General features: G+C 55.9%; 13 protein-coding genes. 5 read left to right on the plus strand and 8 right to left on the minus strand.

Features of this window, described 5'->3' with window-relative positions:
• Complete coding sequence (locus tag CAUR_RS18445; RefSeq protein WP_012259349.1) at positions 1-1,383, plus strand: MFS transporter; 1,383 nt, start codon at positions 1-3, stop codon at positions 1,381-1,383.
• A 650-nt stretch (positions 1,384-2,033) separates the two neighbouring features.
• On the plus strand, positions 2,034-2,621 hold the full coding sequence (locus CAUR_RS18455; RefSeq protein WP_012259350.1) for a TetR/AcrR family transcriptional regulator: 588 nt from the start codon (positions 2,034-2,036) through the stop codon (positions 2,619-2,621).
• A gap of 8 nt (positions 2,622-2,629) precedes the next feature.
• Here CAUR_RS18455 and CAUR_RS18460 read toward each other — a convergent pair whose 3' ends face one another.
• Positions 2,630-3,742, minus strand: coding sequence for a sensor domain-containing diguanylate cyclase (locus CAUR_RS18460; protein WP_012259351.1), 1,113 nt, complete (start codon positions 3,740-3,742; stop codon positions 2,630-2,632).
• Between the two features lie 200 nt (positions 3,743-3,942).
• Between CAUR_RS18460 and CAUR_RS18465 the strand changes: the two genes are divergently transcribed.
• Positions 3,943-4,908, plus strand: coding sequence for an AAA family ATPase (locus CAUR_RS18465; RefSeq protein ID WP_012259352.1), 966 nt, complete (start codon positions 3,943-3,945; stop codon positions 4,906-4,908).
• 104 nt (positions 4,909-5,012) lie between these two features.
• Here CAUR_RS18465 and CAUR_RS18470 read toward each other — a convergent pair whose 3' ends face one another.
• The gene (locus CAUR_RS18470) at positions 5,013-6,125 is read right to left on the minus strand and encodes an STAS domain-containing protein (RefSeq protein WP_012259353.1); all 1,113 of its coding nucleotides are present in this window, start codon (positions 6,123-6,125) and stop codon (positions 5,013-5,015) included.
• Positions 6,126-6,207: 82 nt separating this feature from the next.
• Between CAUR_RS18470 and CAUR_RS18475 the strand changes: the two genes are divergently transcribed.
• The gene (locus CAUR_RS18475) at positions 6,208-7,449 is read left to right on the plus strand and encodes a hypothetical protein (protein WP_012259354.1); all 1,242 of its coding nucleotides are present in this window, start codon (positions 6,208-6,210) and stop codon (positions 7,447-7,449) included.
• Positions 7,446-8,150, plus strand: a complete 705-nt coding sequence (locus CAUR_RS18480; RefSeq protein WP_012259355.1) for a hypothetical protein — start codon at positions 7,446-7,448, stop codon at positions 8,148-8,150. The genes CAUR_RS18475 and CAUR_RS18480 overlap by 4 nt, the downstream gene beginning before the upstream one ends.
• 1 nt (position 8,151) lies before the next feature.
• Here the strand turns inward: CAUR_RS18480 and CAUR_RS18485 are convergent, their stop codons facing one another.
• The 6 genes from CAUR_RS18485 to CAUR_RS18510 all read right to left on the minus strand — a co-directional run bounded on the left by CAUR_RS18485 (position 8,152) and on the right by CAUR_RS18510 (position 13,336).
• The gene (locus CAUR_RS18485; protein ID WP_012259356.1) at positions 8,152-8,778 is read right to left on the minus strand and encodes a hypothetical protein; all 627 of its coding nucleotides are present in this window, start codon (positions 8,776-8,778) and stop codon (positions 8,152-8,154) included.
• 111 nt (positions 8,779-8,889) lie between these two features.
• Positions 8,890-10,122, minus strand: coding sequence for an adenylate/guanylate cyclase domain-containing protein (locus tag CAUR_RS18490; RefSeq protein ID WP_012259357.1), 1,233 nt, complete (start codon positions 10,120-10,122; stop codon positions 8,890-8,892).
• Between the two features lie 30 nt (positions 10,123-10,152).
• Complete coding sequence (locus CAUR_RS18495) at positions 10,153-10,920, minus strand: ferric reductase-like transmembrane domain-containing protein (protein ID WP_012259358.1); 768 nt, start codon at positions 10,918-10,920, stop codon at positions 10,153-10,155.
• Positions 10,921-10,942: 22 nt separating this feature from the next.
• Positions 10,943-11,890, minus strand: coding sequence for an FAD:protein FMN transferase (locus CAUR_RS18500; protein ID WP_012259359.1), 948 nt, complete (start codon positions 11,888-11,890; stop codon positions 10,943-10,945).
• A 13-nt stretch (positions 11,891-11,903) separates the two neighbouring features.
• Positions 11,904-12,332, minus strand: a complete 429-nt coding sequence (locus CAUR_RS18505; RefSeq protein ID WP_012259360.1) for a hypothetical protein — start codon at positions 12,330-12,332, stop codon at positions 11,904-11,906.
• 185 nt (positions 12,333-12,517) lie between these two features.
• Positions 12,518-13,336 (minus strand): PepSY domain-containing protein, encoded by an 819-nt coding sequence (locus CAUR_RS18510; RefSeq protein ID WP_012259361.1) that lies wholly within the window; start codon positions 13,334-13,336, stop codon positions 12,518-12,520.
• Positions 13,337-13,344: the final 8 nt, after the last annotated feature.

The following is a 13,344-nucleotide window of genomic DNA, read 5'->3' on the forward strand; positions in this document are numbered from 1 at the left end:
ATGAGCGATGAACGTCGGCGGAATCAAATCCTGGGTCTTCTCTTTGTTGGTGTTTTGATGGCCGCGCTCGATATTGCGATTGTCGGGCCGGCATTGCCCGCGATCCAGCGCGTCTTTGGGGTTGATGAGCGGGCGTTGTCCTGGGTCTTTTCGATCTATGTCCTGGGCAACCTGGTTGGCACCCCGACCATTGCCGCACTATCGGATCGGTTTGGTCGGCGAGCGTTGTACGTCGTGAGCCTGAGTGGCTTTGCACTGGGGTCACTGCTCGTTGCCATTGCCCCCTCTTTTCCCATGCTCCTCTTAGGCCGTCTGGTGCAGGGGGTAAGTGCCGGTGGCGTGATTCCGGTTGCCAGTGCCGTTATCGGTGATACGTTTCCCCCTGAACGGCGCGGCTCGGCCCTGGGATTGATCGGGGCTGTGTTTGGGATTGCGTTCTTGATCGGGCCAATTATCGGTGGATTGCTCCTCTTGATCGGCTGGCAATGGCTCTTCCTGATCAATCTGCCGCTGGCCGCAGTGCTGATCATCTTCAGCCTGCGCCTTTTGCCGGGTCGCACGCGCCAGTCTGCGGCAACCTTTGATCTGGCCGGCCTTATTGTGCTCGGACTGATGCTCACCGGTCTGGCGTATGGTTTGACCGAACTCGATCCGGCGCGATTGAGCAACGGATCGCTACCGCTGCCGGCAATTGGTGCATTGATCGTGGCGTTCGCGCTGGCACCGATCTTCATTGCTATCGAGCAACGGGCCGGTGAACCCATCCTGCAACCGGCCATCTTTCGTTCACGCCAAATCTGGATAACGGCAGTTCTGGCAATCGGCGCGGGGATTGCCGAGTCTGCCGTTGTCTTTGTGCCGGCACTGCTCACGGCGGCCTACGGTGTCAGCAGTTCGACGGCCAGTTTCATGTTGCTACCGGTGGTGCTGGCGATGGCGATTGGGTCACCGGTTTCGGGTCGCCTGCTCGACCGCTTCGGCTCGCGGATTGTGGTGAGTATTGGTGTCGCGCTGAGTGGAATCGGGATGCTGATCCTGAGCACATGGCCAACGAGTCTGGTGGCATTCTACCTCGCAGCGGTCGTCAGCGGTTTAGGTCTGGCGATCTTGCTTGGGGCCGCCTTGCGGTATATTCTGCTGAATGAAGTATCGGCAAACGAGCGGGCTGCCGCTCAAGGACTGCTCACCGTTACGATGGGGAGTGGTCAATTGTTGGGAGCCGTCCTGGTAGGTGTGCTGGCTGCAACCGGAGGTGGCGCTGTTGCCGGCTATGCGCTGGCCTTCTTCGTGATCGGGATTGTGATGCTCTTGCTCACACCGTTCGCACTGGCCCTCAAGAGCCGTAGTGCCGAGCGGGCAACTGCGATGGCGCACGCCCATTGATCAGGTTTATCCAATCTGGCGTGATCGTGGTCATCGTATGCTATCCCCCGATCACGCCGGCATCGTCTCTGAGTATAGCTGCGCAGCACCGGCATTTCTGCTGCGGATGATCCGACGGAGTAGACGCTGGTTACAGACAGGGTTGCTCGTGGCGCATGAATCGGAGATGGCTGAGGGATGTGAGGATAGGGCAGGCTGGAAGCCTGATCACCATTGTCTGTTACCAGCACAGGCTGGAAGCCTGCCCCACGGAGAGCAGCATCGCTGCCTCGCTGACAGCGCAGCAGCCGGTATCGATCAAGATGTGACATTAGAACTTGTTGCAAAAAACAGCTACCAGAAGTTATCTCATTCTACCGACCGACTCCAGGATCGTGACAGGCACACCGCATCCGCGTGACCAGCCGGTTCAACGGCGGACCACGCACCGGATCGTAAGCATGGCCAGCGCGGCAGCATGGCTGCCGCACTCCAAACGACGCACCACGCGGGTGATGGGCGAGCAAGGCAACCAATGCAGCGCGTGATGGCACTGGAGATGGTTATCAGAGCACGACAGTACAGCTTTTTATGAAATAAGTTCTACACACGCTGCCACCAGGATGCGCTAAGATGAAGGAAACCCTGGTGTCAGCTTTACGGACAATGATATGAGTCGACAACAACATTCAGAACAGATTCGCAATCGCATTATCGATGAGGCAGCACGCCTGATTGTGGCTTACGGCTACGATGGCATTGCTATGCGCGAGATTGCTGAAGCAGTGGGTTTGTCGAAGGCCGGTCTCTATCACCATTTTCGCGACAAAGAAGATTTGCTGGTGGCAGTGCTCACCAACTGGGCCGATGAGATGGCTGCCCTGGTAGCGGCTGCGGAACGTCAGCCTGACACCCGTAGCCGGCTTTCCACGCTGATCCACGGGCTGTTTGCAAAAGCGCCGGCTCAACGCGCCCTGGTTCGGTTGAGTAATCACGATCTCCCTCGCCTGAGCGCAACTGCTCGCGCCAGCGTCGAGCGCTGTTATGCCAATGGGTTGATTGAACCAATCTCAACAATGATTCGGAATGGTATCGAACGTGGGGAGTTACGACCGGTTGATCCGCACGCTGCAACCTGGTTGCTGCTGGGGATGCTCTACCCGTTTTTTCACACCGATCAGGCACCGGCTGGCGAGCAGGGTCACGTAATTGCAGACCTGATCCTTACGACCTTTTTCGATGGGTTAGCGCAACCATAGCCTGCGGGTCAGGCAATGATGACACACGTATTACGACCCTGTGCTTTTGCCTGGTATAACGCACTGTCAGCACGTGCAATCAGGTCATGCTCATCGGTCATCTCAGGTTGTAAGACTGCACCACCCACACTGATTGTCAATGGATGCAGCGGCCAGGCCGCCATCTGCACCAACCGGCGTAACCTCTCGCCCAAGACCTGAGCGCCGTCGCCGGCAGTTGCCGGTAGGATAACAGCAAATTCTTCACCACCATACCGGGCGACAATGTCGTGTTTGCAGCAACCTTCACTGAGAAGTTGGGCAATCATGCGGAGCACTTCATCGCCGGCAAGATGCCCAAAGGTATCGTTGTATTGCTTGAAATGATCGACATCGATCAACAGCAGCGCCAGAGTTACCTGGTAACGCCGCGCCCGCTCAATCTCTTCGCTGAGGCGCAACGCAAAGCCACGCCGGTTGAACACACCGGTCAACGGATCGGTGAGCGATTGCTGTTGTGCGGCTGCCAGTTTGTCTTCCAGACTCTGAAGGTACGCATTCAGCGATAGATACTCCTGTTCGCGCTGTAGCAGACGCTGTTCGAGGCGCAACAGATCACGCCGGATTTCAAGCTGAGTCACAACCTGCCGTGACAGTAAGCGCAGCATCTCAAGCTGTTCCGGCGAGAGCTGACGCGGCTGAAGATCGATAACACAAACCGTGCCAAGGGCATACCCGTGTGAAGTTACGAGTGGCGCACCGGCGTAAAAGCGAATGTACGGTTCGCGGCGCACATAGGGATTGCTGGCAAAGCGCGGATCACGGGTTGCATCTGGCACTACCATCACGTGATCAGGATCATTGATTGTGAATGCACAAAACGTGAGAGTACGCTCGACTTCGCCATCGCTGAACCCCAACCGCGCCATCGACCACTGGCGATGGCGGTCAACCAGGTTCACCAGGGCAATCGGGGTCTGGCAGATGTACGCCGCGATGCGTACAATGTCCTCGAAGATCTGCTCAGGGAGTGTATCAAGGATCTGAAAGCTCTCCAGTTCACGCAGGCGTTCTTCTTCATTCGGCGGGATTGGGGGTAGAACGATCTGATCATCGGTATTGTCTGGCTGTTCCTCAGTCATCAGTTACAACCTCAGCGGGGGATAGACTGTCTCCTGTAGATATTGTATAAGAAAACACAAATGTGATCGAAAATCCAATTCTGTCACAATAATTGAAGGAACACCCGATTGAAGAACTTCATAGTGCCTCAGCTTGACAAGCAATCGCTGCTCTACTACACTGGCAACGCATTAAAGAGCGTCAATATCAGGAGCAAGGCATGGCGCGGATCGTCGCCGTTATCAACTTGAAGGGTGGTATTGGCAAAACCACAACCGTCGTCAATGTCAGTGCCGGTCTGGCATTGAAAGGTGCGCGCGTCTTGCTCATTGACATCGATGCCCAGGGCAACCTGGCGATGGCGCTCGGTGTCCAACCGCGCCGCACCCTTTACGAGGCGATTGTTGAACATAAGCCGCTCACCGATTTGCGCATCACTGCCCGTCCCAATCTCGATCTGGTTGCCGCAAACGAAACGCTGTTGCTGGCGCACCAGGCCATTGCCGGGCGTGCGGATTGGGTACGGGTGCTTGAACACCTGGTACGCCCGCTACGCAACGAGTACGACTTTATCTTCTTCGATTGCGGTGGCTCTCTCACTGTGCTCAATCAAAATGCGTTGATCGCAGCCACTGATGTGATTATCCCGACGACGGTTGAGCCGTTTGCGGTGAAAGGGCTGGAAAAGCTGATCGCTCAGATCGGTCGAGTGAAAGGTGGCACCGCCGTGGTGCGGGCCATCATCCCAACCATGGTAGACCCGCGTATGCGGCAATCGGTAGAACTGCTTGCCTACCTGAATCGCACCTACGGACGACTGGTTCTGCCACCGGTGCGCGTGAATGTACGGCTCTCCGAAGCCTCTGCCGTTGGTAAGACGATCTACGAGCACGATCCTCGTTCACGCGGTGCTCTCGACTATGCCCAGATTGTTGAACTATTGAGTAAGGATTGGGATTTTCGCCCGGCTCGCCTGGTTGCCACCCCAAACGCAGGACAATCGCCGACCGTATCGTCAGCGGCTTCACCACTTGCACCATTGGTAACGGGGGGCGGAGAGGTACAAACCGACACCTGCCCCAACTGCAACCATCGGCTCCAGCGTGCTACCGTCGCCGGCTATCGTATTACCTACTGCACCAACTGCCGGTATCGCCGGCAAGAGCTAATCCGTGGTGAACCGTAGATAACACCCATACCCACCCGGTACTACGAGTGATACGTTCACCAGCAAGCTCTGGCAATACCCCCTGACCGGACTGACGCCGGTAATAACATAGCGTACAGCAATCACCGTCGATTATTCTGGCGAGAGTGGTCTGTGTGATGATGCAAATCTTCAATCGCACCGGCCAGATCGCTGTATACATGGGTAATTGGCAGCTCAATACCTAGACTCACCATCGTCTGCGCAACTTCCGGGCGTACACCGACCAGCACCACATCGGCACCCAACAGGCGAACACTTTGTACCAACTGAATCAATCCACCAGCCACCCCGGTATCGATGAATGGTACACCGGTGACATCGAGAATTAACCAGCGTGCCCGTCGCTGTTCGACGGCAGTCAGGGCCTGTTGCTGAATGGTTGCCAGCCGTTCCTGATCAATCGTTCCTACTAATGGAATAGCCAGCAGATCGGTTCCAGCCGGCAACACCGGAACACTCAGGTTCCGAATCACGTCACGTTGTGCAATTACCTCGGCGAGCAGGCGATCTTGTTGTAAAGTACGCTCCTCTAACTCGCTTAGCGCCTCCTGCAAGGCTTCTGTCTGTGCATCAACCCGTCGATCAAGCTCGTCGTTCAACAACCGCAACTGATCGGCAGTTTGCTTTGCCTGTTGGAGCGCCGCCTGCAACCGCCGATGAAGTGCCTCATTCCCGGCACTCTGCACAAAACTGACAATGCCGAGAAAGGCACAGAGCAAACTCACAGGAATTAAAAAGTCGCGTGTGGTAAGGCTGAGTGGCGTCGGTTCGAGAAAAAAAGCAATACCTGCTAAACTGCATGCTGTAAGCAAGAAGACGAGGATCAGACTACGCAGACTTAAAACGGTTGCCGCCAGCACCAGAGGAACTGCCAGAAAAATGATTGTTAACCCATTGGGCGTAACAAACAGTGCGGCTAAAGTGCCGACCAGCGAGATCATGACCGTCAGCCATCCGGCAAGCTCAACAAAACCCCTAAACGTTATAAAGATCACAAAAATGTATAGAATAACACTGACCGCAGAAGTAGCAAACAATCTTGTGACTTGAGAAAGATTAAACAGCAGCGAAATTACCACCACCAGGTTGATACCGAGCAAACCCAGCGCAATAACAATGATATTTCGCCCACGCTGGCGTACCTCTTCATCAGGGTGACGGACATTGAGCAGGGTGCGTATCGAGTTGAACATAGAAACACCGTTGCTTGTATCTTTGACCAGACAATGATTATAATAGGTTAACGGTTTTTTGACAACTTTCATCAATCGCAGTATGTCAGATCAACCACAACCGATCCCGTTTCGATCTGTTTTGCCTTATCTTGGCGCAGCTATTGTCATGCTGACCGGGATAGGTCTCCTCGGCCTGATCCAGCAACGCCCCCTTATTGTCGGCCATGGCTTCCTACGCATTGACGGCTTGAGTGCTCTGACAATGGTGCTGGCCGGTCTGATCGGGCTAACGGTTCCGCCTTCCTGGCGAAGAATAGGTCAACTGGGTGCGTTGTGCATCGCACTCCTGAGCGGGCATCTGATCGGGCTGGCGCTGGGGTCGCTGATCGGGACGCTGCTGTCTGAAGACCGCCGCTATTACCTTAGCGGAGCAGGGATGGCTGCCGGCTATCTGCTGATCGGGGCCGGTGCCGATTCGTGGTGGCTCGAATTCAGTGGTACCGGTCTGAATAGTATCAGTTTCGTGCTGCTCCTGGCCGGCGCTGTGATCGCGGTGGGTGGTATCGAGACTATAAGCCGGCGTGAATCTCCTTTTGATCCACTGATCGCCTTGATCGGCTTGACTGCCCTGCTACGCCTGTACTCGGTTGGGCCGTGGAACCTGGGCTGGCAATTCGCGACCCTGCTGGCAGGTAGTGCCCTGGCGTTGGGGGCAGTGTGGCGTGCGGTTTCGGCTGAAGCAGCGCAGATCGCCGAGTCGTGGTTACAACGCGCTATCAGTGGTCTGGCGATGGTCGCGGTCGGATGCGCCACCCCAGCCGGCGTTGTGGCTGCCGGTCTGCTCTTACTCCATCTGGTTGTACGACGGTTGGGCAATCCAGTGTCCGGCACAGCGCCCTGGGCCGGCTGGATGTTGAGTGGAGCGGTACCGGGAACGCTGGGATTTATCGCCTTCTGGTCGGTCAGTGCCGCTGCGATGGCCGCCAGGATTGCCGTGTTGGCGATTGTGGTCTGGACGGTTGCGTTGTTGCTTATCCTGGCTGCCGGCAGGAACATCGCTGGTCAGCATCACCAGCGGAGCAGTATCGTCGCGTTGATAAGTCTGGGCGGAGGACTTGCATCGCCGTGGCTGGCACGCTGGTTGTTGCGTCCGCTGAGCGATCATTTGCAAGGCGGGCTGACACCTTACGGGGCAATCGAGCCGTGGGGGTGGGCCGGTCTGCTGGCCCTCGATGCCGGATCACGAACTGCTGCGACTGCACCCGGTCTGGCACTGCTGGCCCTGATCTGTTTGATCGGTGCTCTGGCCTGGCTGATGTTGCGCTGGCGGAGAGGTGTATGAGTGATCTCCTCGGTGCTTTGGGTCAGGCCTGGCCACGGCTACTCCTCTATCCAGGTGGCCTCAGTGCAATGCTGGCCGTCGTTATGTTTGCTCGTCTGCGGGGTGTGACCATTACTCGCGACCGTCATATCACAACGCTCATCGACACCTTGCCGCCACTGTGCGTCCTCACACTTCTCCCACTGGCACCGGCAGCTTCATTTGCCTACGGTCTTGATCTGGCGACCACATTACTCTTGCTCATGTGGCCGGTTATGCACCAGGCCGCTCAGGAACGGCGTGATCCCCGCGACGTGATCAATCAATATCTCCCCATCATCATGGCGGCCATGGTATTTGCCAGTATCACTAACACCCTCAGCCTCAGTGGCCTGCTCCGCTGGCCGGCAGAACCACTGCCGCAGATCGGTTACAGTCTGGGCATCGTGGCATGGTTTGTTGGATCATCTCAAATTATGTCAACAAGGCCCAATCTGGCAACCGCCTGTAGCGAGCTGGGGTTCGTGATGGTCGGTGTTTTGCCGCTGAGTGCTGGATTGCAGGCCCTGCCTGTTCCTGGCGAAATAGCGGGATGGGGAATTGTGTTCGCAAGTGTGGTTATCGCGATGGTTATCACCATCGGCGCCGGCTATCTTCCGCGCTGGATACGCTATCTGATAGCCGGTGCAACACTGCTGGCGAGTGGTCTGGCGATAGGATAAGCTATGCGGCATCGACCGAGCGATAACCACCATTCCCGTGTGGATGGAAGGTCTCACTCAGGTTCGCAATGATCGTGCGGGCCAGATTCATCTCCGAACGTAGAAGCTGGCGCAGGCTCTGTACATCCCGATCTTCCCACTGCTCAAACAGATCGACCATAGTCGAGCTAACCAACTGCACCGCTTCCAGCTCCACTTTTTGCCCAACAGGCTGGTAAATTCGGCGCACTTCAACCGATACCGACTCCATTTCCATCAAATCCGCCGGAAAGAGGCGCTCGAAAGCGCTGCGAACCGCACGTTGAAACATCCGCACCAGCTCAATATCGCTCCGATCACGATGGTTGACCAGGGTAACCGTGTACGTCAGCGTTAACTCAAGCGGGTCAGCCGGCAAATCGCGCCCTTCGCTAATTAATTGATGTACCGGTGACCAGGTAAAATTCAGCTCCAGCCACGGCGGCATCGTTGCCAGCGTCAACGGCTCGGCGTGTTCGGGAAAGAGTTCTATTTTACACGTGCGATCATGCGTTGCCGGGATGACGCTCTCTACCAGCGCATGTTCGTGCAGGCCAACACTCAGCCACGCATCTTCGAGCGCCATCACGAGATCGTCGTAGGTTACCATCAATGCCACTCCTTAAAGTTCGGTATCTAACCTCTTGATTGTACCGTAGTCTGACAACGATGGCAACCAGGGTGTAGCCGAAAAAGGTCGATCTCTTGTCTACGGCTACGTTCAGGCATTCAGCAAGTAGGTGATAATAGCTTGTGACTTACCTTTAGCACGCAGTTCACGACGATTTGCCACTGGTATTGTCGCAGTAAGGTATTGTTGCGCTCGTTCGGAAATCAGAATTTCACCTGCCTGAGCGTGATTCTCGATTCGTTTGGCCGTATTTACAGTATCACCCATGGCATCGTAGAAACGCACGTTCGCACCACCCAGCAACCCTTCAACAACCGGACCAACGTCGATGCCAATCCCTACGCCAAGTTGTTTATCGGTCAAAAATCGATGGATTTCGTCGATCATCCTGTTCGCAGCGGCAATTGCTGCCTGGATGTGGGGAAAAATAGCCATGACTTCATCAGCCGTGAATTTCCATTTGATTGCCGAGTGTTGGAGAAGAATCGACTCGGATCGACGATAATACTCATTGAGAAGATCAACTACTTCTTCAGGTGTATGAACTTCGCTCCAGGCAGTAAATCCCCGGATGTCCATAAACAAAATTGTTCGTTCACGACGTGTAGTTTGTAAAGCTGTTGGATCACTCAGGGATCGCACCAAAAGGTCTCTTCCAAGAAGCCATTCAGAATACGTTTTTAGCATCTGCGACGTATGCCGTAGCTTTTTCAGATAGGTATCAGCAGTAACATTAGCCAAACCAATACTTAAACCAATGATCATTACCGACATGCCAACAAACACATGGCTGGGATCGGCAAAGAACGACATTAACGACAGTGTCTGATCATGATTTACATGGGTTTCAAATATTCCATACATAAAAAAGAGGATAGAGACACGAGTAGCATTTTCGATGATGGTAAATAGCGAAGAAAAGCGCGGCAGGTAAAGCTTTAATTCCTGCACAATCCCAATCGCTATCGAAAAGAACCAATACGCCAGGTGGTTAGGCTCGGTAAAGAATTGGGCACCTTCCAGAGATGCTTCGATGAACGTATAAATAGCTGGCCCTATTAAATGTCCAAACAGTCGATGAAGCCGTTTTTCGGCCTGACAGGTTAGCCAATAGGCCTGTATAAGCGCAGCAACGATGATGATGTAAGGGTCTGATGATCGAAGATAGTCAAGGGGGTGCCCCATGAGCAATTCGTACAGGATATTGGTGATAGGAAAATACAATGTGTTGTTGAACAGCTCAAGTGCAAATCGGGCACGAAACGTACCATAAATGCTCTCTTCAATGAGCGTGGGGGTTGACACGTGATGGAACGCTTTCATGGATGGCACCTCCACATCTAAAGGAAATGATTACAATCGCTCTTTTTTCCTCAGCACCATCGTCACCAGCACCCGATAGATCGTCAGCAAGAGCACACTGCCGCCGCTCACCCAGTACCATCCGGTCAGGAGATCGGTATCGCTCCCACTGTACAGCGCGTGTAGGAGGCTGAGCAGCCAGATGACAAAACTGAGAAAATGGATCAGGCGCCACATCGTCTGTCCAATCCGCTGCCTGACGTAGAAACTGAAGGCAATGATGAACATACCGTACAGGGTCAGTTGTCCCAGGCCGACCCAGAGCGGTTCGTAGCCGGTGTACGCAAAAGGTACGAGTATTTGCGGCAGGGTGGCGCTGATATAGCGATCACCGAGCAGGATCAGGGCGTGAAAGATGGCGAAGGCCAATCCGAGCAGGCTGGTGTGTTGATGGAGATCGAACGCCCCCGGCCCACCCGGCCACAAGCGCGCCATGCGATTGGTCATCAGCAGGCCAAAGATCATCGACAGCCAGAGCAACCCATACGCGACCACCGCACTGCTGCGCGAGAGATACCAGTAGGCTTTCGGTTCATCACCCAATAGCGATGCGCTCAGGTTTGGTGCCCACGTGGGCAGGACGATCACCGCAGCAAAGGCACCCAGAATCGCACCGAGCAGCAGGGTCAACACCGCACCCAGCGGCATTGCCGGGGGGAGATTAGCGAGTTCGGTGATCGGTGTCACCATCCGCGCAGGACGGCCAGGAGCCACCTTTTTGGCTTCTGTGAGTTCAGATGAGGAAGCTGGATTTGTCATGGAACACCTCACTAAGTTGATACTAGAGGCTTGCAGCCGATTCAACAGCCGGACGCCAGCAGCAGCGGGTGAGGGTAGCAGTGCGTATCACTGTACCGTCGGTAGTTACCAGCAGGCCGGCGAGATCAGGTCGGGCATTCAACCAGCGCAAACCCTCGTCACTTCCGAGTATCACAACCATCTTCGCCGCCATCTCGGCAAGCGGCAGGCTGGACGCAATGACCGTGGCTGCCAGCACGTCGGTTTGCGCCGGTGCACCGGTACATGGGTCAATCACATGGTGCATCCAGCGCCCGTTGTGCTGCCAGCGCCGATAATCTATCCCCGATGTCGCAATTCCTCCGCGCCGAACCAGCAGCAGCTCGATGCCGGTATCAGGCTGCCGTGGATCGGCAATTTCTACCGGCCAGGGTGTACCATCGCGGCGCGGCCCGCTGAGTGCGATGTCACCACCGGCATCAACCAGGGAGGGAAAACGTTTTCCCAGCCGGCGCGCAACGATGGCCGCCGTCCAACCCTTGGCACTGCCACCCAGATCAAGCTGTACCCCTGCCGGTAACGCGATGGTACGTCGGTAAGGATCACACGTGATACGCTGCCAGGAGGGGATCGCAACCGGGGTCTGAATAGATTGCCTGTGCGATGCAATAAGCATACCGAAATCACGGTCATAGCCGGCCTCGATCAACGCTGCACCGACCGTTGGCGTCACCAGGCCCTGACTCAGACGGGCAATCCGCAGGGCGTGACAAACCGCCTGCCAGAGTGTCCGTCCAACCCGGCGCGGCCCTTGCCCGGCGGCACGGTTGAGTACACTCAATTCGCTCTGCGGACGAAACCGGCTGAGGATCTGCTCGTGGTGCAGAAAGATTTTTCGTGCCGATGTAAGCGCACTGCGGGCGGTTGGATCGGCACTATCCACGATAATGGTGATCGTCGAACCCATCGCCCGAAAACTGATCTGCTGCATAGCTGTCTCCGTATCAACGCGATGAACGAGTACGCGCGACGGGTGCCGGACGAGGCGCCGGTGCCGGTACGGTCACCTCACGCAGGGCCGGTTGAGCCGGAGCCGGAGCGGCTGCCGGAGCCGGAGCGACTGCTGGAGCCGGAGCGGCTGCTGGGGCTGGTTGAGCCGCAGGCTGACGTGCCGGCATATCTGGAACATTGAGTGGTGCCACGGTCGGCAACACCGGCAACGCCGGTGATTGGCTTAACCAGTCCGGGAGTGGTTGATAGGCAACAGAGGGTGGGACAATGGTTATCATCGGCTCACCGGCAGCAACCTCTGGCGGGTTCTGCGCCGCCAGCCACCCCCATCCGCCAATCGTTACCGCGAATGCCGCAGTGCTGATTGCCCATTTCAAACCGGAAACGTCGGAACGGCCTGGTTTGCGCTTCTGTTTCTCCATAACGTCTCTCCTTTTGTGGTGTGGCCTGAGCGAGATGGTAGTGCTACACGTCAAGACAATGCGAACCTATACCAATTACTCAAACCACACCCATCGCAGATTCCTGTTTCCCCTTGCGGGAGTGCTTCTTTATTGCACAGATGTATGTCTAATACCTGCACCGGCGTACTAAGGTGAGATAACGCCTAATCGTCGTGATCATCCTTTTCCTTCTCATCTTCGTGCTCATCACCATCATCGCCATACACATTTTTCACTTTCGCGTACACCACCTGACCGGTGTAGGCATCGACGTAGACTTCACTGCCATCGCTGAACTTCACTTCATAAGCGTCTACCCCGTGCTCGTATTCCCGCTCAACCTCCCTGACCGTACCACCGCCCAGATACGCTACGGCAGCCGCGATAGCCTGCTCTTCACTGATGGGATTAGCAGATTGCGCAATCTCGGCGATTGTGTTCGCCAGGATCGCCCCGGTTTGGGTGTCCACATATATCGCACCGCGATCAAAGATCACCTCGTAGGCCGGTGCGCCCTGGATACTCACCAGTTCTGGTGCTCGCATCAGAGTCGCGTTGCCGGCGGCGGCCTGGGCAATCGCCTGTGCCTGTTCCGGTGAAACAGCGTAGGTTGGTGCCGGTGGTGCTGCGGGTGCCTGCACCGCCGCTGGCGCCGCCGCCGGCACTGCCACAGCAGGTGCAGCCTGCGCTTCCGTAGTCACCTCATCGAGCTGCTGCTGAGCAGCGCTCAAGCGCTGATTCGCTTCCGCCAGTCGCTGTTGCGCTTCGGCCAGTGCCGCCTGATACGCCGCTTCCCGCTCGCGAATCAGGGCTTCGACGGTTGGATCAATGGCTGGGACAGTAATTGGGGTTGACTCGATCACGATCTCAGTTGGCACCTCGCTTACCGGTTCACTCACACTTAACCTGCTCGCGACTCCGCCAATCACCACCAGTACGAAAGCGGTCAATGCGGCTGAAATCAGAAACATGGTGCGATTCATAGCAACGT

The sequence above is a fragment of the Chloroflexus aurantiacus J-10-fl genome, assembly GCF_000018865.1.
GTDB classification, from domain to species: domain Bacteria; phylum Chloroflexota; class Chloroflexia; order Chloroflexales; family Chloroflexaceae; genus Chloroflexus; species Chloroflexus aurantiacus.